We start from the raw sequence: 23538 nt of genomic DNA, 5'->3' as shown, positions 1-23538 counted from the left end.
GGAGCTGCCCGGCGGGCCGCGTCCTGCGCTTTGCTTCCCCTTATATGATTCACCATGTCCGCGCTTTGCAGGGGTAATCCGGCACGAGAAAGGCGGAATCCCCGATAGAGCGCCTCTAGAAAAAGGCGAGTGTCACCGCCGTGCAATTGGCGAGCGGCTCCGATGACGATTACATGAGGAGCAACGAAAGCTGGCGTGCCTCTCGAAGCAACGGTCGGCTGGCGTCGGAACGCCGGACCATCGAAGGCGTTGGGGTCGCAAGAGTTTTCTGAAGGGCAGCAGCGCCTTTCGCGGAGTTGGACCATGAAGGTGTTTCGCACCTTGGCCTTGAGTGGATTGATGTTGACGCCGATGGCGAACGCCATCGCGGCCGATGCGGTCGTGGCCGAGCCAGCACCGCTGCTCGCGCCGGAGGCATCGGTCTACACGTGGTCCGGTCCTTATGCCGGCGGCTTCGTCGGCTACAACTTCGCCAACATGGACCAGACGGGCGGCGCCAAATTCGACGGCGAGGGCGTGGTCGGCGGCGTCTATGCGGGCTACTCGCTGCAGACCGGCAGCCTCGTCTACGGCGCGGAAGCCGATGTCGGCGCGTCGGACTTGTCGGCCGGCGGCTTCAACGTCGCGACGGGCGTCCCGATCTCCGCCGACTCGACCGCCTTCGGCTCGCTGCGCGCCACCATCGGCGTCGCCTATGACCCGATCATGCTGTTTGCGACCGGCGGTGTCGCCGTCGCCAACAAGGAATTGTCGCTCGGCAACGTGTCCGACGACCAGACCCATGTCGGCTACACGGTGGGTGCCGGCGTTCAGGCGAAGGTGACGGACAACGTCACCTCCCGCGTCGAGTACCGGTATTCCGACTTCGAGGCGAAGGACTACGATCTCGGCAACGTCACCGTCTCGTCCGGTTTCGACGAGCACTCGATCCGCGCCGGCCTCGCCCTCAAGTTCTGACTTCGCAAGTCGCGGCAATCAAAAGGGCGGTCGTGCCAAGCACGCCGCCCTTTTTTGCGTTGTTGTGACGGTTCAGGCGACGGGCTTGAGCGCCGCGAGATCCGGATGGCTTTCGAAGAAGCGGTCGAGCCATGCGGCGAGGGCAGGGTGGCGCCCGTTCAGCTCTTCGGGAAAGCGCAGCTGGACCCAGGCGAGATCCGATGCGACCGCAAGGTGCGCCAGCGTCGGCGTCTCAGGCAGTGCCTCGACCTCGTGCTCGAGCGCATCCAGCGCGCGATGGGCCCGGCGCCACTGCTTTTCCATCCAGGGCTCGTACCACATGGGCTTGGGCCGGTAGCGCTTTTCGTAGAGCGCGGCCATGGCCGCCTCGGTCATGCCGTCGGCCAGAGCCTCGACCCGCTTCGTCGCGGCCCAGGCGTCGGGCGCCTGCGGAATGATCGGGTTGCCGCCGAGGCGGTCAAGATACTCGCAGATCACCCGGCTGTCGTAGAGCGTCGATCCGTCGTCGAGGATCAGCGCCGGAATCTTGCCGATCGGGTTGGACCGGATGAGTTCGGCGCCCTCGTCGGCGGTGTTCGTCGGAACGAGCTCGATGTCGAGGTCGCAGAGATGCGCGGCCATGCGCACCTTGGAGGAATAGGGCGAAGGCTTCGAGTAGAGGAGGCGCATGGCGAGGCTCGGCCCTTTTAGAAACGGCGCAGCGATTCGCAGTTGGCGCCGTAGATCTTCCAGGGGTCGAGCCCGAGCACACAGCCTTCGGCCCGCCAGCTGAGGCCCGCGTAGCCCATCGGATATTCGATGACGTAGTAGACGGTGCGGTGTTCGCCGCTGGAGATCAGCGCGGTGCCCTGGCAGTAGCGGCGCTCGATTTCCTTGTGGCCGCCCATCGGCTGATAGGCCTTCTCTAAGAGGCCGCTGAACTCGACCACCGCAAGCGAGGCCGGGATCGTGTTGGGCGCGCCGTACTCGAACTGGTCCTCCACCTGCGCCATGACGCGGGCGTCGTCGCAGGCCGGCACCTTGGCGGTGGTGACGATCACGGCCGGGGCGGTCTCGACATAGTCCGCGGCGGCGGCCGGGCCGGCGATGGAGGCCGCGACCAGGGCGGAGACGGCGGCGAGGCAGGAGCGCATGCGTCGGATCCTTGCGATGGCTAGAAATGCTTCGGCAGACGAAGCATCGTCAGATGCGGTTATATTGCACCCGGATCATTCGGCGACCAGCGCAATGATGCCACAATTGCCGCGATCCGCGACGCCGAGGACGGGGACGAGGGCTTCGAGGATGTCGCAGGCCTCCGCCGCGAAGGTGAAGGGCGGATTGACGACGGCAAATCCCGTGCCGACAAGCCGTTCGTCCGCGCTGAAAGGCTCGCGGAAGAAGTCGGCGACCACGATGTTGCGCATTCCGCTCTCGTGCAGCGCCGCGTGGAAGGCCTCGTACTGTGCCCGTCGCTTGATCGGATACCAGATCGCATAGGTCCCGCCGGGCCACCGCCGCCACGCGTCGCCGACGCGAGCGACGATCCGCTCGAATTCGCCGACCTCCTCGAACGGGGGGTCGATCAGCACAAGCCCGCGCTTCTCCTTCGGCGGGAGGTGCGCGCCGAGCGCCAGCCAGCCGTCGAGCTCGATCGTCTTCACCTGAACGTCGCCGGCGAAGGTCTCCGCGAGGGCCTTCGCATCGACCGGATGGAGTTCGTAGGCCGAAAGGCGGTCCTGACGGCGCAGAAGGTGCCGGGCGATCCACGGGCTGCCGGGATAGCTCTGCGGTCCGAGTTCCGCGCCCGCCGCCTCGACGGCCTCGCGGTACGGGGCGAGCAGAGCGTCGTTCCACGCTTCCGACCGCCTAACGGCCTCGATACCGGCCTCGGCCTCGCCGGTTCTTTGCGCCTCGTCGGCGTCGAGATCGTATCGGCCCCGCCCGGCATGGGTGTCCATCACGCGGAACGGCTTGTCCTTGCGCTTCAGGTACTCGATCAGCCGGCAGAGGAGGGCGTGCTTCACCACATCGGCGAAGTTTCCGGCGTGAAAGGCATGCCGATAATTCAATGTCCGACGCTCCGTGAACGCAGCATTCGCGAAAAGGGGGATGCTGCAACGCGAACCCGCGCCCCATATGAGGCGTTGGTAGCGCGAAACGCGGCGCGCCGCGAACCCAGAATCAGGACAGACCCATGGCCAACAAGAAGTTCTTCCAGCCGTTCGACCTCGGACCGCTCCATCTTGCGAATCGGGCCGTGATGGCGCCGCTGACCCGCAGCCGGGCGACGAGCGACGGCGTGCCCAAGGACATGCATGTCGAATACTATCGCCAGCGCGCCGGCGCCGGCCTCATCATCTCGGAAGCGACCAACATCTCCGAGGAAGGGCGCGGCTACGCCTGGACGCCCGGCATCTTCAACGACCAGCAGGTCACCGCCTGGAAGAAGGTGACGGACGCCGTCCACGCCGAGGGCGGCAAGATCGTACTGCAGCTCTGGCACGTCGGCCGCATTTCGCACCCGGACCTCCAGCCCGGCCACCAGCCGCCGGTCGCCCCCTCGGCCGTCAAGCCGAGCGGCAAGGCCTTCACCGAGGAGGGCTTCAAGGACCACGAGACGCCGCGCGCCCTCGAAGAGAGCGAACTGCCGCGGGTGATCGAGGATTACGTGAAGGCGACGCGCAACGCGCGCGCGGCCGGCTTCGACGGCGTCGAGGTCCATTCGGCGAACGGCTATCTCCTCGACCAGTTTCTGCGCGACGGCACCAACACGCGCACCGACCGCTACGGCGGCTCGATCGAGAACCGCATGCGCTTCCCGCTCGAGGTGCTCGACGCGGTGATCGCGGCCTGGGACCATGACCACGTCGGCGTCCGCATCTCGCCGGTGACGGTGATGGGCGGTTCGAGCGAGAGCGACCAGCAGGGCCTATTCAACGCCTATGTCGAGGAGCTGAACAAGCGCAAGCCGCTCTATCTCCACGTGATCGAGGGTCAGACCGGCGGTGACCGGAACAAGGACAACTTCGACTACGCGGCGCTCCGCCAGCGTTTCGACGGCGTCTACATGGGCAACAACAACTACGAGCCGCAGTTCGCGATCGACCAGATCGAGAAGGGCGAGATCGATCTGGCTTGCTTCGGCAAGCTCTTCATTTCGAACCCCGATCTCGTCACCCGCATCGAGGTCGGCGCGCCGCTTAACGAGTGGGACAACGACACGTTCTACGGCGGCGACGAGCACGGCTACACCGATTATCCCGCGCTGTCGCCGGAAGAACGGGCGCGGTACGCGCAGGCCGCCTGATCTGAAGTTTCGAAAGGCCGGGCCCAGCGCCCGGCCTCTTCGATCGGATCAGCAGGGCGCATCGATCGCATTGCGAAAAAGAATGGGCGAGGGCCCATCGGCTCGATTATGGTCGCGCCCATGAACCAGCACGTCCAGACCCGCAAGGGCTACACCGCCTGCCCGCACGACTGCCCGTCGACCTGCGCTCTCGAAGTCGAGATCATCGACGAGCGCACGATCGGCCGCGTGCGCGGGGCCGAAGACAACAGCTACACCGCCGGCGTGATCTGCGCGAAGGTCGCCCGCTACGCCGAGCGCGTGCACCATCCCGACCGCCTCCTGAAGCCGCTGCAGCGTTTGGGTGCCAAAGGGGCCGGCGATTGGCGCGAGATCGGCTGGGACGACGCGCTCGATCTCGTCGCCGAGAAGTTCCTGCAGGCGGAGGCGCGGTACGGGTCCGAGGCGGTCTGGCCGTACTACTATGCCGGCACGATGGGGCTCGTGCAGCGCGACGGCATCAACCGGCTGCGCCACGCCAAGCGCTACTCCGGCGAGTTCGACACGATCTGCACCAACACGGCCTGGACCGGCTTCGTCGCCGGCACCGGCAAGCTCGCGGGCGTCGATCCGCGCGAGATGGCAAAGTCCGACTGCGTCGTGATCTGGGGCACCAACGCGGTCGCGACACAGGTCAACGTCATGACCCATGCGGTGCGCGCGCGGAAAGAGCGCGGCGCGCCGATCGTCGTGATCGACATCTACGATAACCCGACGATGAAGCAGGCGGACATCGCCCTGAAGCTTCGCCCCGGCACGGACGGCGCGCTCGCCTGCGCCCTCATGCACGTCGCTTTCCGGGACGGCACGGCCGATCGCGCCTATCTCGACCGCTACGGCGACGATCCCGCAGGGCTTGAGGCGCATCTTGCCAGCCGCACGCCGGAATGGGCGAGCGCGATCACGGGGCTGACGATTGCCGAGATCGAAGGCTTCGCGGCCCTCGTCGGGCGTACGCCCCGCACGTTCTTCCGCCTTGGCTACGGGTTCTCGCGGCAGCGAAACGGAGCCGTGGCCATGCACGCCGCCCTGTCGGTGCCGACCGTCTTCGGCCACTGGCGACACGAGGGCGGGGGTGCCTTCCACAACAACGGCGCCCTCTGGCGCTTCGACAAGGCTCTCATCGAAGGGCTCGGCGATCTCGATCATTCGATCCGCCATCTCGACCAGTCGCGGATCGGCGCGGTCCTGACCGGCGATGCCGGAGCGCTCGCCGGCGGCCCGCCGGTGACGGCGATGCTCGTGCAGAACACCAACCCGGCCAATGTGGCGCCCGAGCAGCGAGACGTCGTCCGCGGCTTGATGCGGGAGGATCTCTTCGTCGCCGTCCACGAGCAGTTCATGACGGACACGGCGAAGCTCGCCGACCTCGTGCTGCCGGCGGCGACCTCGATGGAATACGACGACATCTATCGGGGCGGGGGGCAGAGTCACATCCTGTTCGGCCCGAAGCTCATCGAGCATCCCGACACGGTGCGGACCAACCACTTCGTCATCGAGGAACTGGCCAAGCGGCTCGGCGTGGCCGACCGGCCGGGCTTCGGGATGACCGAACGCGAACTGATCGACGATCTCCTGATCCGCAGCGGCTACGAGGGTCTCGCGTCGCTGGAGCGCGACCGCTGGCTGGACGTGCAGCCGGGATTCGCGGAGGCGCATTACCTCGACGGGTTCGCGGCGCCCGGCGGCAAGTTCCGCTTCAGCGTCGACTGGGCCGGCCTTGTGGCGCCGAACCGGCCGCCGCCGTCGATGGGCCTGCTCGGCCCCGTCGAGCGGCTTCCGAGCTTCCCCGACCATGCCGACCTGATCGAGGACACAGACGCGGCGCATCCCTACCGGCTGGCAACCCCGCCCGCCCGGCAGTTCCTCAACTCGTCCTTCGCCGAGACGGAAAGTTCCCGCAAGCGCGAGGGGCAGCCGGAACTGCGGATGCACCCGGACGACGCCGCACGAGAAGGCGTGACGGATGGTCAGCGCGTCGAGATCGGCAACGCGCGGGGCGAGATCGTGCTGCCGGTCAAGGTCGACGCGGGAGCCAAGCCCGGCGTCCTGATCCACGAAGGCCTATGGCCGAACGGCGCGTTCGAGCGCGGCGAGGGGATCAACGTCCTGACCGGAGCCGACCCGGCGGCGCCCTTCGGCGGCGCGGCCTTCCACGACAACAAGGTTTGGATACGTCCGGCTTGAAGGAGGGGCCGCAGCGACGGCGGCCCGATCCATCTCTAGCTCGAGTGATCGAGCGTCAGGACTCGCGGCCGTCGGGCGCGACGAGCACCGTCGGCGTCGCCGGACGCGGCGTCCCGCTGCGCGACTCCGCGGTGACCGCACGCCCACCGTCCTGACGCACGGTGCCGTCGGCGACGAGACGAAGCGCGTGCGGGTAGAGGCGGTGCTCGGCCCGCAGCAGTCGGTTGGCGAGGCTGTCGGGCGTATCGCCGCGCTCCACCGTTATGGCGGCCTGCGCGATGATCGGACCTTCGTCCATGTCGTCAGTCACGAAGTGCACGGTGCATCCGTGGATGCGCATGCCCGCCTCCAGCACGCGCTCATGCGTGTGCAGTCCCGGGAAGAGCGGCAGCAGCGACGGATGGATGTTGATCATCCGGCCGGCGTAGTGCCCGACGAAGAGCGGCGTCAGCAGCCGCATGTAGCCCGCAAGGCAGATGATGTCGGGTCGGTAGGCGTCGAGCCGTTCGATCAGAGCCCGCTCGTGGGCGGTCCGGTCGGCAAAGAGCCGCTGGTCGATCCCCTCGGCCGGAATGCCGTAGCGCGCCGCAGTGGCAAGACCGCCCACGTCCGGCTTGTTCGACAGGACGGCGACGATCTCAGCGGGATAGGACGGGTCCATGGCCGCGCCGATCAGCGCGCTCATATTGGAGCCGCGTCCCGAGATCAGGACGGCGACCCGCTTGCGGGCGGCTTCGTCGCTCACAGGGCGAGCTGCCCGTTGAAGGTGACCGCCGCCTCGGCCTCGCGCGGGAGGATGCGGCCGAGCGGAACCACCGTCTCGCCTTCGCTCTGGAGGATCGCGGCGACCGCCGCGGCTTCCGCCTCGCTCACCACGACGATCATGCCGACGCCGCAGTTGAAGGTGCGCAGCATTTCGGCCTCCGCGATGCCACCCTCGCTGGCTAGCCACGAGAAGACGGGTGGAACCGGAATGGCATGGAGGTCGAGATCGGCACGAAGATGCTCAGGCAGCACGCGTGGAATGTTCTCGGGGAAGCCGCCGCCGGTGATGTGGGCCAGCGCCTTGATGCCGTCGCCCCCGCGGATCGCGGCGAGCAGCGGCTTCACGTAGATCCGCGTCGGGGCGATCAGGATCTCGGCGAGCGAGCGGCCGTCGGCTTCGAACGGGGCGGGGGCGTCATAGCGCGCGCCAGCCTTCTCCACGACGCGACGCACCAGCGAATAGCCGTTGGAATGGACACCCGAAGAGACGAGCCCGAGGATCACGTCGCCCGAGGCGAGTTCGCCGCTCGGCAGGAGACGCCCGCGCTCGGCCGCGCCCACGGCGAAGCCCGCGAGGTCGTAGTCCTTCTCGGCGTAGAGGCCCGGCATCTCGGCGGTCTCGCCGCCGATCAGCGCGCAGCCCGCCTGACGACAGCCCTCGGCGATGCCCGCCACGATCGCCTCGCCCTGTGCCGGATCGAGCTTCCCGGTCGCGAAATAGTCGAGGAAGAACAGCGGCTCGGCGCCCTGCACCACGAGATCGTTGACGCACATCGCCACGAGGTCGATGCCGATCGTGTCGTGCAGTCCGGTGTCGATCGCGATCTTGAGCTTGGTGCCGACGCCGTCGTTCGCAGCCACCAGTACGGGGTCGGTGAAGCCGGCGGCCTTCAGGTCGAACAATCCGCCGAAGCCGCCGATCTCGCCATCCGCGCCGGGACGTCGGGTCGAGCGCACCAGCGGCTTGATGCGTTGCACCAGTTCGTTGCCCGCGTCGATGTCGACGCCGGCTGCGGCATAGGTCAAACCGGTCTTGGGATCAGCGGTCATGGCAGGGCCCTCTTTGGGTCGCGAGTTCGCATGATCGGACTATGCGGGCAAGACGCCTTGGCCCTCGATCGTCGAGTTTTGGGCCTTGTAAGCTGCCAGAATCGTCGGAAAGTCTTCGGGTGCGGGCAAGGTCTCGAAACTGAAGGCTGCGGGTGTGCGAACCCACGGCAGCCTTTCGGCGGTCCAGGTTTCCATGAATGGTTCAGACGGAACCGAGGTGTCGAGCATCGGCGAGCCGACGTTGATGACATCGTCCATGCCCTCCGGGCGCGTGAAGGCCCACGTCAGGCAGTGCGCGCAGAAGTGATGGCGGGATCCGCCGTGCAGTCCGCCGATGGCCGTCTCGCCGGCGATCACCGAAAAGTTCGCAGCCGGAAACAGGGCCGACAGCGAGAAGGCGCCGGCCGTCATCTTCTGGCAGCCGGTGCAATGGCAGGCCATCGTCACCAGCGGCCGTCCTCGCACTGCGATCCGCAATTGGCCGCACCGGCAGCGCCCACCGATTTGCATCGTCTCCATTCCTCTCGACCGCGCCGCCGTCTCTTGACCGGCTTCGGCCAGCCTGCCTATCTCGATTTCGTTCGCGCGCGCCCGAAATATCCCGCACGTGCGAACGGAGGAATGACATGGTCCGCGATCGTAGCCGACTTCTCAAGCGTCAGGTCCTGTTCTGGAGCCTCGCCGCGGTCGGGGTGGTCCTGTTCCTCTGGCTATTCCGCGGCATCCTTCTGCCCTTCGTGCTGGGCATGGTGATGGCCTACTTCCTCGATCCCATCGCCGACTGGCTGGTGCGGCGGGGCATGTCGCGGCTGGCCGCCAGTATCGTGATCCTCGTCACGTTCGTGATCTTGATCGCGCTCGTCCTCCTCGTGCTCGTCCCGGTCATCGGTGGGCAGATCGCCGGGTTCGTCGCGCGACTGCCGCAGTATCTCGGCCGCCTGCAGGAACTGGCCGACGATCTCCGGCGGGGGCCGCTGTCGCGCTTCATCGAGAACGACCAGCAGTCGGTGCAGCAGGATTTTCAGGCGCTGGTCCGCCAACTGTCCGGTTTCGTCACGTCCTTCGTGTCGTCGCTGTGGACGTCGAGCCTTGCGGTCGTGAACTTCCTGTCGCTCTTCGTCGTCACGCCGGTCGTCGCCTTCTATCTGCTGCTCGACTGGGATCGGATGATCGAAAAGACTGACGCGCTGGTGCCGCGCCAGCACGTCGCGACCGTCCGGCGTCTGGCGCGCGAGATCGACCGGTCGGTCGCTGGCTTCGTGCGTGGGCAGGGCAGCGTCTGCCTGATCCTCGGCACCTATTACGCGGTCGGCCTGACGCTCGTTGGGCTCAATTTCGGCCTTCTGATCGGCTTCTTCGCTGGCGTGATCTCCTTCGTTCCCTATGTCGGCTCCGCGGTCGGTCTTGTGATCGCGCTCGGCGTCGCGCTCGTCCAGTTCTCGCCGGACTGGGTCTGGGTGGCGGCGACGGCTGGGGTCTTCTTTTCCGGCCAGTTCGTCGAGGGCAACATCCTCCAGCCCAAGCTCGTCGGCGCGTCCGTCGGGCTGCATCCGGTCTGGCTGATGTTCGCGCTGTTTGCCTTCGGCGCGATCTTCGGTTTCGTCGGCCTCCTGATCGCCGTGCCGGCAGCGGCGGCGGTGGGCGTGCTCGTGCGCTTCGCCCTGCAGAAGTATCTGGAGAGCGAGATGTATTTCGGCCGCGAGCTCGCCGCGTCGCCGCAGCCGATCCAGATCGAAGGCGACGGGCTCAACGCGGCCCTGCGCAGCCAGTTCGACCCGCGTGGCGGCAAAGGCGACTGAGCGGATGCGCAGGCCCCAGCAGCTCCCGCTGGACCTTCCGGCGCGCTCGTCCATGGCGCGCGACGACCTGATGGTCGGGACTGCGAACGCCCTCGCGGTGGAAGCGATCGACAGCTGGCCCGACTGGCCGCATCCGGTCGTCCTGATCTCGGGACCGCCCGGTTCGGGCAAGACGCATCTCGCCTCGGCGTGGCGCGAGATGTCCGGCGCCGCCGCGTGGCCCGGCGACGCTTTCGATCCCACCGTCGCGCCCCATTCCTTCGCGGCCCTCGTCGAGGACGTCGATCGCGCAAATCATGACGAGCCCGCGCTGTTTGCGCTTCTCAACGCCGCACGGCTCGGCGGCGGCACGGTCCTTCTGACGTCCCGTCTGCCGGCGGGTGCGCTCGACGTGAAGCTTCCCGATCTCCGTTCCCGTCTGCGGGCCGCGACGGCGGTCGAGCTGCGCGCGCCGGACGAATCCCTTCTCGCGGGCGTGATCATGAAGGTCGCCGCCGACCGGCAGATCGAGCTCGATCCGCGGGTCGTCGAATTCGCGCTGCCGCGAATGGAGCGCTCGTTCGAGGCCGCAGCGGATTTCGTGCGGCGGCTCGATCAGGCCTCGCTCGCCGGCAAGCTTCGGATCGGGCGCACGCTGGCGCAGCGAATCCTCGAAGAAATGGCATTGGAAACGAATCGAGCGTCATGAAACAGTCGCGCGACCCCGCTAAGCGACCGTGACCCCCGTGCGTTCCGAACCGACAGAGCATCCGATGAGCGAGACCAGCGCGACCGACCAGTCCAAGCCCAGCCGCCCGGCGACTCGCCGCAGGAGCCCGGCGCGCGATGCGGTCCGGGCCAGTGGCGGGGCGGAGACGGCGGCGGACGCGGCGCTGGACGTCGAGGTCGAAAGCGACGAGCCGGAGCCGGATCAGCCCCTTATGGAGGCCGTCGGCATCCTGCCGGCGCCAGTGCCCCCGGTGCAGGTCTCGACCGTCGAGGAGCTTCCGGCCGATCGCTACGTGAACCGCGAAGTGTCCTGGCTGCAGTTCAATCGCCGGGTGCTCGAGGAATCGCAGAACCTCAACCACCCGCTGCTGGAGCGTGTGCGCTTCCTGTCGATCTCGGCCGGCAACCTCGACGAATTCTTCATGGTGCGCGTCGCCGGCCTTGCCGGGCAGGTGCGTGCCAGTTTGTCGGTGCGCAGCGACGACGGCCTCCTGCCGCAGGAGCAACTGGATCGCGTTCTGACCGAGGTTGGCCAGCTTCAGGAGGAACAGCAGGCCTCGCTCGCCGAGCTGGTGAAGGCGCTGCGCGCCGAGAACATCCTGATTGTCGGCGCGGGCGAGCTGAAGAAGGACGACCGCGTCTGGCTGGAGCGCCATTTCGACGAGGCGATCTTCCCGGTCCTGACGCCGCTCTCGGTCGACCCGGCGCACCCGTTCCCGTTCATCCCGAACCTCGGGTTCTCCATGGCGCTGTCGCTCATCCGCGAGCGCGATTCGCAGACCATGAACGCGCTGCTCCGCCTCCCGACTGCGCTCCAGCGCTTCGTCGAGATGCCGCTGACGGAGGCGGGCGTCGCGCGTTTTGTGCCGCTGGAAAGCGTCGTCGCCCTCTTCATCTCGAAGCTCTTCCCGGGATATCGGGTGCGCGGGCAGGGCACGTTCCGCATCATCCGCGACTCGGACATGGAGGTCGAGGACGAGGCGGAAGATCTCGTCCGCACCTTCGAAAGCGCTCTCAAGCGCCGTCGCCGCGGTTCGGTAATTCGCATCGAGTTCGACCACGTAATGCCGGAGGGCTTGCGCAATTTCGTTGCGAGCGAGCTCAACGTCTCCGAGTCGCGCGTCTCGATCATGGACGGCATGCTAGCGCTCGACGCGGTGTCGCAGATCGTCAAGCTGCCGCGGGACGACCTGAAGTTCTCGCCCTATATCCCGCGCTTCCCCGAGCGTATCCGCGAGCATAACGGCGATTGCTTCGCTGCCATCCGCGAGAAGGACATCGTCGTCCACCACCCCTACGAATCGTTCGACGTGGTCGTGCAGTTCCTGCGGCAGGCGGCGTCTGACCCGAACGTCGTCGCCATCAAGCAGACGCTTTACCGGACCTCGAACGACTCGCCGATCGTGCGCGCGCTGATCGATGCGGCAGAAGCCGGCAAGTCGGTCACGGCTCTGGTCGAGCTGAAGGCGCGCTTCGACGAGGAAGCCAACATCAAGTGGGCTCGCGATCTGGAGCGCGCCGGCGTTCAGGTCGTCTTCGGCTTCATCGAGAAGAAGACCCACTCCAAGCTCTCGCTGGTCGTGCGCCGCGAGGAGGGGAAGATCGTGTCCTTCTGCCACATCGGCACGGGCAACTATCACCCGATCACCGCCAAGGTTTACACCGATCTGTCGTACTTCACGGCGGACCCGGACATCGCGCACGATGTCTCGCTGATCTTCAACTACATCACCGGCTATGCCGAGCCGACCGATCTACGCAAGATCGCCATCTCGCCGCTGACCCTGCGCAAGCGCATCCTGCAGATGATCGACGAGGAGATCGCGCACGAGAAGGCGGGCCGGCAAGGCCAGATCTGGTTCAAGATGAATTCGCTGGTCGATCCGCAGATTATCGACGCGCTCTACCGGGCGAGCCAGGCGGGCGTCGAGATTGACCTCGTGGTGCGCGGCATCTGCTGCCTGAAGCCCCGCGTGCCGGGCCTGTCGGACAATATCCGCGTGAAGTCGATTGTCGGCCGCTTCCTGGAGCACAGCCGCATCTTCTGCTTCGGCGCCGGCCATGGCTTGCCTTCGGAAAAGGCGATCGTCTACATGGGTTCCGCCGACATGATGCCCCGAAATCTGGATCGGCGGGTCGAAACGCTGGTGCCCATCACGACGCCCACGGTCCACAGCCAGGTCCTCTCGCAGATCATGCTGGCCAACATCCTGGACAACCAGCAGAGTTGGTCGGTTCTCTCCGATGGAACCTCGCGGCGGATCGCGCCGTCGGAGGGCGAACAGCCGTTCAACGCCCAGCGCTATTTCATGACCAATCCAAGCCTGTCGGGACGCGGAAAGGCCCTGAAGACGAATGCTCCCAAGCTCATCGCGAGACAACGTGCGGAGCATTCCCGCTTCGACTGACGAAGCGGCCCACGGCCGGATACCCGGACGGGTTCCGGTCGCCGTGGTGGATATCGGCTCGAATTCGGTGCGCCTCGTGGTCTACGAGGGCAACAGCCGGGCGCCCACCATGCTCTTCAACGAGAAGGTGCTGAGCGGCCTCGGTCGCGGCCTCGCCGCGACCAACCGCCTCGACGACAAGGCCGTTGCCAGCGCCATCGCGGCGCTGACGCGCTTCCGCGCCCTGTGCGACCAGTTTCGCGTCGGCGAGATCCACCCGATCGCGACCGCGGCGGCGCGTGAGGCGACCAACGGTCCCGATTTCGTGCGCGCGGCGGAGGCGGCGATCGGATGCCCGATCACCATTCTCTCCGGCGCCGACGAGGCGAGGTACGCGGCCGAAGGCGTCATCGCCGGGTTCCATTCGCCCAACGGCATCACAGGCGACCTCGGCGGCGGCAGCCTCGAGATCGTCGATGTCGCGGACGGCCGCATCGGCAACGGCGTCACCATGCCGCTCGGCGGCCTTCGACTGCAGGACATGTCGAGCGGCGACCTCGCCAAGGCTCGGCAGATCGCTGACAGCCACATGGTCGCGACCGGCTTTGCGCCGATCGCGGCGGGTCGCCCGTTCTACGCCGTCGGTGGTACGTGGCGAAACCTGATGAAGCTCCACATGGAGCAGACGGGCTACCCCATCCACGTCATGCACGGCTACGCCGTGAAGGCGGCTGATCTCGGCGAGTTCCTGACGGCGGTCGTGAAGAACGACCCGGACAAGCTGCCTGGCATCGCCGCGATCTCGCGCAACCGTCGCTCGCTGTTGGCCTTCGGTGCCGTCGCGCTGCAGGCGGTCATCCAGACGCTGAAGCCTTCCGAAGTCATCATGTCCGCCTACGGCGTGCGCGAGGGGTACCTCCACGAACGGCTGAGCGACGAGGAAAAGGCGAAGGACCCGCTTCTGGAAGCCGCGCACGAATTGTCGTTCCTGCGCTCGCGCTCGGCGCGCCACAACGAGGAACTGATCGACTGGTCGACCCGCACGTTCACCGCGCTCGGCATCGCCGAGTCGGTAGCCGAGCAGCGGCTTCGCAAGGCGGCCTGCCTCCTGACCGACATCGCCTGGCGCGCCCATCCCGACTATCGTGGAACGCAGGCCTACTCTCTGGTGCTCAACGCGGCTTTCCCGGCGGTCGATCATCCGGGGCGCGCCTATCTCAGCCTCGCCAACTACTACCGCTACGAGGGCGAGTTCGATCCAGCCGACGTGGAGCGCATGAGCAGCATCGCCGATGCGCGGATGATCCACCTCGCGCGGGTCTTCGCGGCGCTCGTCCGCGTCACCTACCTCCTCACCGCAGCGATGCCGGGCGTGCTGGAGCGCCTGCGCTGGGCGCAGGACCCTCGCGGCGGCTTCACGCTCGTGGTTCCCAAGGATCTTGCCGGTCTGATCGGCGAGCGCCCGGAAGCGCGGCTTCAGGCCTTCGCCCGCGTGGTGGAGCGCACGCTTCGGATGGAAGCGCGCTGACAGCGGACCAACCATCGGGAAGGCGAAGGCCGGGCAGGGAGCCCGGCCTGGCCTGGCCGCTCAGAGCTTCACCACCTCGACCCGGCGGTTGCGGTAGACCAGTGCTGACTGGCCGTCGAGAAGTTCCAGTGCGCGGTTGCCGAACAACTCGCGGCGCCAACCCTCCAGCGCCGGCACATCGGCATCCGCGCCCTTGACGGCGAGCTTCTCCAGATCGTCGCCCGAAGCGATCAGGCGGCCTGCCACGCCGCGCTCGTCGACCACGATCTTCAGGAGCACACGCAGGAACTCGACCGCCGAGGCCGTGCCTTCCGGCTGGTTCGGTGGGCGGGGGATCGCCGGCAGTTCGCTCTTCGGGATCGCCAGCGCGCGACCGACGGCGGCAAGGATCTCACGCCCCGCGCTCGACCGCTCGAACCCCTTCGAGACGGTCCGCAGACGCGAAAGAGCCGTCTCGTCGCGAGGCTGCTGCTGGGCGATCTCATAGACCGCGTCGTCTTTCAGGACGCGCGAACGCGGCTGGTCGCGCTGGCGCGCTTCGCGCTCCCGCCACGCCGCGACTTCCTTCAGGACAGCCAGTTCGATCGGCTTCCTCACGCGCAGCTTCAACCGCTTCCATGCGTCGTCGGGGTGAATGTCGTAGGTCGCGGGATCGGTGAGGACCGACATTTCGTCGGCCAGCCACGACTCGCGACCCTCGACCGCAAGCGCCGCCTTCAGAAAGCGGTAGGCGTCGCGCAGGTAGGTCACGTCGGCCAGCGCGTATTCCAGCTGATCGTTCGAAAGCGGACGGCGGCGCCAGTCGGTGAAGCGCGAGGTCTTGTCGATCCGCCCTTTCGACGTCCTCGCGACGAGCTGATCGTAGGCGATTGACTCGCCGAAGCCGCAGACCATGGCGGCGACCTGCGTATCGAAGAGGGGGACGGGAATCAAGCCGCCGAGCTTGTGGATAATTTCGACATCCTGCCTTGCCGCGTGGAAGACCTTGATCACCTTGTCGTCGGCCATCAGCGCGAAGAACGGATGGAGGTCGATGCCATCGGCTAGCGGATCGACCAGGACGGCGAGGTCGTCCGACGCCATCTGGATCAGGCAAAGCTCCGGCCAGAAGGTCGTCTCGCGGATGAATTCCGTATCGACCGTGACGAACTCGGCGCGGGACAGGGTGTTGCACGCCTCTTGCAGCGCGGCAGTCGTGGTGATCGGCTCCATCCCTCCTTATAGGCCGACTTGCGCTGGCTGGGCAGCGGCTGACCCCGCGCGCGACACCTTTCCACCATTTTCATCGACCGGCGCGGTACCTTGAAGGCCGGATTTCCCAAGATTCTTGACAGGATGGCACCTGCATGCGCTTGTCCGCGCGAATTTCGGGTGGGCCGCGGCGTCCCGTTCTCACCCCAGACCCGCCGGATCAGCCGAGAGAAGACTGCCATGCATCGCTACCGTTCCCATACCTGCGCTCAGCTTCGCCCCGAGCATGTCGGGAACACGGTACGCCTGTCGGGCTGGGCGCATCGCATTCGCGATCACGGCGGCCTGCTGTTCATCGACCTGCGCGACCACTATGGCCTGACGCAGATCGTCGTCGATCCCGAGTCGCCCGCCTTCAAGACGGCCGAGACCGTGCGCGGCGAGTGGGTCATCCGCATCGACGGCGAGGTGAAGGCGCGCACGCCCGAGACCGTCAACGCCAAGCTGCCGACCGGCGAGGTCGAGGTCTTCGCGCGCGAGATCGAGGTGCTCGGCCCCGCCAAGGAGCTGCCGCTGCCGGTCTTCGGCGAGCCGGATTATCCGGAGGACGTGCGCCTCCGCTACCGCTTCTTGGATCTCCGCCGCGAGACACTTCACCGCAACATCATGCGCCGTACGCAGGTCGTCGCCTCGATGCGCCGCCGCATGAACGAGATCGGCTTCAACGAGTTCCAGACACCGATCCTGACGGCGTCGAGCCCCGAGGGCGCGCGCGACTTCCTCGTGCCCTCGCGCCTCCACAACGGCATGTTCTACGCCCTGCCGCAGGCTCCCCAGCAGTACAAGCAGCTGCTGATGATGTCGGGCTTCGACCGCTATTTCCAGATCGCGCCCTGCTTCCGTGACGAGGACCCCCGCGCCGACCGCTTCTACGGCGAGTTCTACCAGCTCGATCTCGAGATGAGCTTCGTCGAGCAGGAGGACATCTTCCAGACGATGGAACCGGTGATCCGGGGCATCTTCGAAGAATTCGCGGACGGCAAGCCGGTCAGCCAGACGTTCCGACGCATTCCCTACGCCGATTCGATCCGCCGCTACGGCTCGGACAAGCCGGACCTGCGCAATCCGATCGAGATGCAGGCCGTGACCGAGCACTTCGCCGGTTCCGGCTTCAAGGTCTTTGCGGGCATGATCGCGAGCGATCCGGCGGTCGAGGTCTGGGCGATCCCGGCGAAGACCGGCGGGTCCAGGGCCTTCTGCGATCGCATGAACGCCTGGGCGCAAGGGGAAGGGCAGCCGGGCCTCGGCTACATCTTCTGGCGCGAGGAAGACGGCAAGCTCGGCGGCGCCGGGCCGCTGGCGAAGAACATCGGGGAGGAGCGCACCGAAGCCGTTCGTACCCAGCTCGGGCTCGAGGCGGGCGACGCCTGCTTCTTCGTCGCGGGCCGCCCCGAGAAGTTCTACCCCTTCGCCGGCTCGGCGCGCACGCGCGTCGGCGAGGAACTGAATCTCGTCGACCGCGACCGGTTCGAACTCGCCTGGATCATCGACTTCCCGTTCTACGAGTGGGACGAAGACAACAAGAAGGTGGACTTCGCCCACAACCCGTTCTCGATGCCGCAGGGCGGCATGGAGGCGTTGCAGGGACAGGAGCCGCTGTCGATCAAGGCATTCCAGTACGACATCGTCTGCAACGGTTTCGAGATCGCGTCCGGCGGCATCCGCAACCAGCTGCCCGAGGTGATGGTCAAGGCCTTCGAGATCGCGGGCTACAGCCAGGCCGATGTCGAGGAGCGCTTCGGCGGGCTCTACCGCGCCTTCCAGTATGGCGCGCCGCCGCATGGCGGCATGGCGGCGGGTGTCGACCGTATCGTCATGCTTCTTTGCGGCGCGAAGAACCTGCGCGAGATCGCACTGTTCCCGATGAACCAGCAGGCGCACGACCTCCTGATGGGCGCGCCGGCCGAAGCCAGCCCCGCCCAGCTTCGCGAACTCGGCATCCGCGCGATCCCGCAGCCGCCGAAGGGCTGAGGCCGTCAGCCGATCGACCATTCGAAAAGGGCGCCGCGGCGCCCTTTTCTATGGCCGCCCTTCGAAACCGTATTCGTCCGCAAGGTCCCACGGACCGCCGCGATAGTGCCAGAGAAGGAGCCCCGTGCCCTCCGTCTCGAACGGCGAGAACGCGGCTTTCAGGTCGGCACAGAGCGCCTTCGCCTCGCGCGCCGGAGCCTTGTTCTGGATCGTGACGTGCGGCGAGAAGCCCGAGGCATCCTGGCGTGACAGGTCGCCCGACCAGCGCTCGGCGAGCTCGGCGCGTAAAGCCTTCAAGGCATCGCAGCGGATCTCGTAGGCCGATCCGTAGCCGAGAAAGCGGATACCTTCAGCGCTCAGCCGCAACGGCGGTGTTCCCTTCGCCACTGCGGCAAGATCGCGATGGATCGCCGGCAGACGCTCGCCCGGGAGCTTGTGAAAGAGCGTGAGGTGTGCCGGCAGCATGTTGCGCGCCGGCGGGAAGTACCGCCGACGCATGGCGTCGAAACGCTCAAAGCTCGCCGCGTCGAAGCGCAGCGTCAGGATCAGCGGGTCGATGTCCACCCCGATCCCGCCGCGATCAATTGCCGGAGCGAACCGAGAGGTTGAGCACCTGCGGCAGGGTCTGCGGCGCGCCCATGGCAGCACCGAGGATCTGCGTCGCCGGCACCGGAGCGGGCGGGGCGATCGAGATACGGAGCGACTTCGGGTTCTCGAGGAAGTCCTTCACCGCGCCGGTGACCTGCGCCTGGAAATCCGGGTTCTGGATGTAAGCCAGCGCCAGCGGCAGCGACCCGACGAGGCCGGACACCATCTGCTCGCGCGTCTGGTTGTTCTGCTTGGCGTAGTAGTCGAGAAGGCGGTTGGTCAGCGAGTTGTCGGTGAAGGACAGTTCGGCCGACTGAAGATAGAGCTGCGAGATCAGTCCGATGACCGCCATGCCGCTGGCGTCGTTCTGCCCCCCGCTCGCCTGCATCTGCTGGCTGAGCTGGCTCAGCGACTGGATGAAGCTCGGCGTGTAACCCGTGATCGTGTAGGCGAAATTCAGCGTCCCGGCGTTGTCGACGGCGATCTGCAGCGGGTCGAGCGTCAAGGCGCCGGACTGCGGGTTCCACGAGCCGTTGCCGGTCGCCGTTCCCGTGAGCTGCTGATAACCGAGATCGGCCATGACCGCCGAGCCGCCTTCGCCGCCCGACGCCTGCGTGTCGACAGTGAAACGCTGGACGCCGAACGTGCCGCTGTAGGCGGTTCCGTTGCCACCGCCGGCGCGCAGCTCGACGCCGTCGATGCCGAGCACCTGACGTCCTTCATGCTCGGCCGTGACATTCGCCACGGCCATACGATCGAAAAACACCGGCGAGGCGGCGGTGCCGCCGTTCGCCGGCGGGATCTGCATGCCGTCGATCACGATGCCGGACGCGCGCGTGCGCGTCGGCCCGTCCGTGCGGTCGATGTCGGCCGGCGCAACGCGCTCGACCCGCCAGCCCTCCGGCGTCGAACCGGTGACCCCCTGGAACCGGAGATCGCCGAGAGAAAGCGGGCTCTCGCCAGGAGCCCCGCCGTGCAGGTTCGCAGCCGACAGGACCACATCGTTCCCATCGCTGGTTGCGCTCGAATAATCGAGAACCACCTGCTGGCTGGCCATCGCGGCCTTCAGGCGCTCCGCGAAGGCCTGAGCGTCCGCCGCCAGCGACGACGTCGTGCCCGCGAGGACGAAAGCGAGGCCCGCGAGGACACGGCGGGACGGGAAGACGCGCATGAAGACACCTTTCTGACGGTGGCGATACCGATGGCCGATTCGACCGCACCGAGCGAACCCGCAAGGGACGCCGCTAATATGGCGGTTTCGGCCGTTTAGAAAAGGGATCGCCCGGCGCTACCGACCTCGCGATCGCGTTTTGTTCTCCTCTTGTTCCTGATGGTTGTTTCGGCTAAGGCCGACGCCATGGGCAAGCCAGTGGATACCCCGCCGAACGGCGGCGACATCGAACCGATCGATCTCAAGGCGGCGCTGGAGGAGCGCTACCTCGCCTATGCGCTGTCCACGATCATGGGGCGGGCGCTGCCGGACGTGCGCGACGGGCTGAAGCCGGTGCATCGACGCATCGTGCATGCCATGCGCGTGCTCAAGCTCGATCCGGGTCAGGGCTACAAGAAGTGCGCCCGTATCGTCGGCGACGTGATGGGCAAGTTTCACCCGCACGGCGACGCGTCGATCTACGATGCCCTCGTGCGTCTCGCACAGGATTTCTCTATCCGCTATCCGCTGATCGACGGACAGGGCAACTTCGGCAACGTCGACGGGGATAGCGCGGCGGCGATGCGCTACACCGAAGCGCGGATGACCGATGTCGCGACGCTGATCCTGCGCGGCATCGACGAGAACGCCGTCGATTTCCGCCCGACCTACAACGAGGAGGACCAAGAGCCGGTCGTCCTGCCGGGCGCCTTTCCCAATCTCCTCGCGAACGGTTCGTCCGGCATCGCCGTCGGCATGGCGACCTCCATCCCGCCGCACAACGCGGCCGAGATCTGCGACGCCGCGCTGAAGCTGATCGAGCAGCCGGACGCGGATGTCGACGCGCTTCTGAAGTTCGTTCAGGGCCCGGATTTCCCGACCGGCGGCATCGTGGTCGATGGGCGCGAGACGATCCGCGAGGCCTACGCCACGGGGCGCGGGTCGTTTCGCGTTCGCGCGCGCTGGGAGCGGGAGGAGCAGGGACGGGGCGGCTACGTCGTCGTCGTCACCGAAATCCCCTATCAGGTGCAGAAGTCCCGGCTGATCGAGAAGATCGCGGACCTTCTGACCGCCAAACGCCTGCCGCTGCTCGCCGACATCCGCGACGAGTCGGCCGAGGACGTGCGCATCGTGTTGGAGCCGAAGGCCCGGACGGTGGACCCGGTACTCCTGATGGAGTCGCTCTTCCGCCTGACCGATCTGGAGTCGCGCATCCCGCTGAACATGAACGTCCTGTCGGGCGGCAAGGTGCCGAAGGTCCTGTCGCTCCGCGAGGTGCTGGTCGAGTGGCTGGCGCATCAGCGAGAGGTGCTGGTCCGGCGCTCGCAATACCGGCTCGACCAGATCGAGCGGCGTCTGGAGATCCTCGGCGGCTACATCATCGCCTTCCTCAACCTCGACGAGGTGATCCGCATCATCCGCGAGGAGGATGAGCCGAAGACCGTCCTGATGTCGACGTTCCAGCTTACGGACGTACAGGCCGAGGCAATCCTCAACATGCGCCTGCGCTCGCTGCGCAAGCTCGAGGAGTTCGAACTGAAGCGCGAGTTCGATTCGCTGAGCGAAGAGCGCGATGCGAAGCAGGCCCTGCTCGGCTCCACCGAACTGCAATGGTCGACGGTCGCGGGCGAGGTTCGCGAGGTGCGCGAGGCCTTCTCGAAGAAGACCAAGCTCGGCAAGCGCCGCACGACCTTCGCCGACGCTCCCGAACATTCATCCGACGATATCGCCGTCGCCCTGATCGAGAAGGAGCCGGTCACGATCGTCCTGTCGCAGAAGGGTTTCCTTCGCGCGATGCGCGGGCATCTGATCGATCTCTCCGGCCTGACGTTCCGCGAAGGCGACGGGCTGAAGCTCGCCTTTCCGGCTTTGACGACCGACAGGCTGGTGTTCCTGTCGACCAACGGCCGGGCATTCACGCTGGGCGCCGACAAACTGCCGGGCGGGCGCGGTCACGGCGACCCGATCCGCCTCGCGATCGAACTCGAGGACGATCAGGACATCGCGATGGGCTTCGTGCCCGATCCGGCGGCCAAGCGCCTCGTCGCGTCGAGCGACGGCAACGGCTTCATCGTGTCCGAGGGCGAACTCGTATCGTCGACCCGCAAGGGCAAGCAGATCCTCAACGTCGCGGGCGCCGTGCGCCTCCTGCGGGCCGAACGGATCAACGGCGGCGATGCCGTCGCGGTGGTCGGCGACAACCGCAAGATGCTCGTCTTCCCGCTCGCGCAGGTGCCGGAGATGGTTCGTGGCAAGGGCGTCCGGCTGCAGCGGTTCAAGGACGGCGGGCTGCCCGACATCAAGGTCTTCAAGCTGGCCGAGGGGCTGACCTGGACCGATCCCGCGGGTCGTGTCTTCACGCGGTCGGACGCGGAGCTGATGGAGTGGCGCGGCGACCGGGCACAGGCTGGTCGACTGGTGCCGAAAGGCTTTCCGAAGAGCGGCCGCTTCGGGTGAGGACGGTCAGCCGTGACTACTTTGCCGAAATGTATGTCGCCGGCGTCTTGGCGGACGGAGGCTGGGACATCTACTTCCCGCGTCGCGACAGAGGCTTCGACATGATCGTCAGCCGACCGACAGAAGACGGCACCTTGGTCCGACCCGTTCAGGTCAAGGGCAAATATGCGACGATCGAGAAGACCGCGAAGGGACGATACGGTTACGTCGGGCAGCTGACTGCTTTGCATGACGACATGATTCTTTCCATGCCGTACTTCGTCTCAGACAAGTCCGCTGCGCCCGTCCACATCGCATGGATGTCCCGCAAAGAGATCAAGCCGTCTTCACGAGGCTTCTCATGCGAGCCCGCCCGTTTTCGAGAGGGGCGCCCCGAGCCTCGCCCAGGCTTCCTTCATTGCTTCGACGAGCGCGGCCTGTCCCGCTTCACGGGCTAGGAACGTCCGGCACGTCCCTTGAACGGTAGCGCTCCCAGCCCTTCGCCATGAGGTGTTCCTGCGGCTGATACCGAATCTTGTACTGCATCTTCCGGGAGCCCTCGACCCAGTAGCCGAGGTAGAGATAGGGGAGCCCGAGCTCCTTCGTCCGGCGGATGTGATCGAGGATCATGAACGTGCCGAGACTGCGATCGACCTCGTCCGGCCGATAGAACGAATAGACCATCGACATGCCGTCGGCCATCACGTCGCTGAGCGCGACCGCCATCAGGCCTTCGTCCGAACGCCCGGTGATGCGGTAGTCCGGGCCCTTGCGCCGATACTGGATCAGCCGCGTATCGACCTGGCTGTCCTCGATCATCATCGCGTAGTCCATCGCGCTCATCTCGGCCATGCCGCCGCTGGCGTGGCGGGCTTCGAGATAGCGGCGGAAGAGCGCGAACTGCTCGGATGTCGGCTCCGCCGTGGCCATGTGGCCGAAGAGGTCGGCGTTGGTCTGCAGGACGCGCCGCATCGACCGCGTCGGCTCGAATTCGTCGACGAGGATCCTCACGGAGACGCAGGCCCGGCAGCGTTCGCAGGCAGGGCGGTAGGCGATGTTCTGGCTTCGACGGAAGCCGCCTTGCGTCAGAAGGTCGAGCAGTGCCGGCGCCCGTGCACCGGCGAGATGGGTGAACACTTTCCGCTCGAACTGCCCGTCGAGATAGGGGCAGGGTGAGGGCGCCGTCAGAAAGAATTGCGGGCTCTGGGGGTGAGCGGTCATGCGGTCGGCGCCTCGGCTCGCGCGTGGGGGTCGATCCGCGCGCGCAATTTCAATTTGATGGTCGCAGGCTCGCTTGGAAAGCTCTCCTGACGATCCCGGCCGAAAAAATCCGCGCGTCCTGCCGTCGCATCAGCGCCGCCGAACGACGACGGTCCCGAGCAGGAGATCCTGGATCAGCTGCTTGCGCGCGGTGAAGAGGCCGACGAGCACGA

The 23538-nt window shown here is 66.6% G+C and carries 20 protein-coding genes; 10 read left to right on the top strand and 10 right to left on the bottom strand.

All coding sequences use genetic code 11. From position 1 onward, the window contains the following. The first annotated feature begins 303 nt into the window (after positions 1-303). Positions 304-957 (top strand): outer membrane protein, encoded by a 654-nt coding sequence (locus QZ753_RS05575; RefSeq protein WP_294641721.1) that lies wholly within the window; start codon positions 304-306, stop codon positions 955-957. 72 nt (positions 958-1029) lie between these two features. Here the strand turns inward: QZ753_RS05575 and QZ753_RS05570 are convergent, their stop codons facing one another. From QZ753_RS05570 to QZ753_RS05560, 3 genes are all read right to left on the bottom strand, one after another. Further along, positions 1030-1626 carry a glutathione S-transferase family protein gene (locus QZ753_RS05570; RefSeq protein WP_294641719.1) on the bottom strand — a complete coding sequence of 199 codons (597 nt, stop codon included), beginning with the start codon at positions 1624-1626 and terminating at the stop codon, positions 1030-1032. Between the two features lie 17 nt (positions 1627-1643). Then, positions 1644-2090 (bottom strand): hypothetical protein, encoded by a 447-nt coding sequence (locus tag QZ753_RS05565; RefSeq protein WP_294641717.1) that lies wholly within the window; start codon positions 2088-2090, stop codon positions 1644-1646. Between the two features lie 75 nt (positions 2091-2165). After that, a complete protein-coding gene (locus tag QZ753_RS05560; RefSeq protein ID WP_294641715.1) occupies positions 2166-3008 on the bottom strand; it encodes a 23S rRNA (adenine(2030)-N(6))-methyltransferase RlmJ in 843 nt (280 codons plus the stop codon). 125 nt (positions 3009-3133) lie between these two features. Between QZ753_RS05560 and QZ753_RS05555 the strand changes: the two genes are divergently transcribed. Continuing rightward, complete coding sequence (locus tag QZ753_RS05555; RefSeq protein ID WP_294641713.1) at positions 3134-4246, top strand: alkene reductase; 1113 nt, start codon at positions 3134-3136, stop codon at positions 4244-4246. Positions 4247-4366: 120 nt separating this feature from the next. Further along, the gene (locus QZ753_RS05550) at positions 4367-6472 is read left to right on the top strand and encodes a molybdopterin oxidoreductase family protein (protein WP_294641711.1); all 2106 of its coding nucleotides are present in this window, start codon (positions 4367-4369) and stop codon (positions 6470-6472) included. 55 nt (positions 6473-6527) lie between these two features. On the opposite strand, the gene purN is transcribed toward QZ753_RS05550, so the two are convergent. Genes purN through QZ753_RS05535 form a run of 3 tightly spaced genes read right to left on the bottom strand, consistent with a single transcriptional unit; the run spans position 6528 to position 8728 of the window. Further along, the gene (gene purN, locus QZ753_RS05545) at positions 6528-7217 is read right to left on the bottom strand and encodes a phosphoribosylglycinamide formyltransferase (RefSeq protein ID WP_294641709.1); all 690 of its coding nucleotides are present in this window, start codon (positions 7215-7217) and stop codon (positions 6528-6530) included. After that, the gene (purM, locus tag QZ753_RS05540) at positions 7214-8287 is read right to left on the bottom strand and encodes a phosphoribosylformylglycinamidine cyclo-ligase (RefSeq protein ID WP_294641707.1); all 1074 of its coding nucleotides are present in this window, start codon (positions 8285-8287) and stop codon (positions 7214-7216) included. Before purM ends, purN begins: the two co-directional genes overlap by 4 nt. 39 nt (positions 8288-8326) lie before the next feature. Then, positions 8327-8728, bottom strand: coding sequence for a GFA family protein (locus QZ753_RS05535; RefSeq protein ID WP_294641743.1), 402 nt, complete (start codon positions 8726-8728; stop codon positions 8327-8329). 185 nt (positions 8729-8913) lie between these two features. Between QZ753_RS05535 and QZ753_RS05530 the strand changes: the two genes are divergently transcribed. The 4 genes from QZ753_RS05530 (at position 8914) to ppx (ending at position 14709) form a co-directional block, all read left to right on the top strand. Further along, entirely contained in the window at positions 8914-10086 is a 1173-nt protein-coding gene (locus QZ753_RS05530; RefSeq protein ID WP_294641706.1) for an AI-2E family transporter, read from the top strand. A gap of 4 nt (positions 10087-10090) precedes the next feature. Beyond that, positions 10091-10774: a hypothetical protein gene (locus tag QZ753_RS05525; RefSeq protein ID WP_294641704.1), complete on the top strand. Its 684-nt coding sequence runs from the start codon at positions 10091-10093 to the stop codon at positions 10772-10774. A 64-nt stretch (positions 10775-10838) separates the two neighbouring features. After that, complete coding sequence (locus tag QZ753_RS05520; protein ID WP_294641702.1) at positions 10839-13202, top strand: RNA degradosome polyphosphate kinase; 2364 nt, start codon at positions 10839-10841, stop codon at positions 13200-13202. Then, the gene (ppx, locus tag QZ753_RS05515; RefSeq protein ID WP_294641700.1) at positions 13150-14709 is read left to right on the top strand and encodes an exopolyphosphatase; all 1560 of its coding nucleotides are present in this window, start codon (positions 13150-13152) and stop codon (positions 14707-14709) included. Before QZ753_RS05520 ends, ppx begins: the two co-directional genes overlap by 53 nt. Positions 14710-14769: 60 nt before the next feature. On the opposite strand, the gene rnd is transcribed toward ppx, so the two are convergent. After that, positions 14770-15921: a ribonuclease D gene (gene rnd / locus QZ753_RS05510; protein WP_294641698.1), complete on the bottom strand. Its 1152-nt coding sequence runs from the start codon at positions 15919-15921 to the stop codon at positions 14770-14772. 219 nt (positions 15922-16140) lie between these two features. On the opposite strand from rnd, the gene aspS reads away from it, so the two are divergent. Continuing rightward, complete coding sequence (aspS, locus tag QZ753_RS05505; RefSeq protein WP_294641696.1) at positions 16141-17931, top strand: aspartate--tRNA ligase; 1791 nt, start codon at positions 16141-16143, stop codon at positions 17929-17931. 48 nt (positions 17932-17979) lie between these two features. On the opposite strand, the gene QZ753_RS05500 is transcribed toward aspS, so the two are convergent. Together QZ753_RS05500 and QZ753_RS05495 are read right to left on the bottom strand one after the other, a co-directional pair. Then, positions 17980-18495 (bottom strand): 2'-5' RNA ligase family protein, encoded by a 516-nt coding sequence (locus QZ753_RS05500; protein ID WP_294641694.1) that lies wholly within the window; start codon positions 18493-18495, stop codon positions 17980-17982. Positions 18496-18511: 16 nt separating this feature from the next. Continuing rightward, a complete protein-coding gene (locus tag QZ753_RS05495) occupies positions 18512-19690 on the bottom strand; it encodes a hypothetical protein (protein WP_294641692.1) in 1179 nt (392 codons plus the stop codon). A gap of 186 nt (positions 19691-19876) precedes the next feature. Here QZ753_RS05495 and parC point away from each other — a divergent pair, with 186 nt between their 5' ends. Together parC and QZ753_RS05485 are read left to right on the top strand one after the other, a co-directional pair. Beyond that, positions 19877-22126: a DNA topoisomerase IV subunit A gene (gene parC, locus QZ753_RS05490; protein ID WP_294641690.1), complete on the top strand. Its 2250-nt coding sequence runs from the start codon at positions 19877-19879 to the stop codon at positions 22124-22126. Next, positions 22123-22563 carry a hypothetical protein gene (locus QZ753_RS05485; RefSeq protein WP_294641688.1) on the top strand — a complete coding sequence of 147 codons (441 nt, stop codon included), beginning with the start codon at positions 22123-22125 and terminating at the stop codon, positions 22561-22563. Before parC ends, QZ753_RS05485 begins: the two co-directional genes overlap by 4 nt. Here QZ753_RS05485 and QZ753_RS05480 read toward each other — a convergent pair. Continuing rightward, positions 22553-23326, bottom strand: a complete 774-nt coding sequence (locus QZ753_RS05480; RefSeq protein ID WP_294641687.1) for an arginyltransferase — start codon at positions 23324-23326, stop codon at positions 22553-22555. The genes QZ753_RS05485 and QZ753_RS05480 overlap by 11 nt on opposite strands. Positions 23327-23538: the final 212 nt, after the last annotated feature.

It is taken from the genome of uncultured Aureimonas sp., from assembly GCF_913775355.1.
Taxonomy (GTDB): Bacteria; Pseudomonadota; Alphaproteobacteria; order Rhizobiales; family Rhizobiaceae; genus Aureimonas.
The sequence above is the reverse complement of the archived record's forward strand: the minus strand, read 5'-3'. Positions and strand labels throughout refer to the sequence as shown.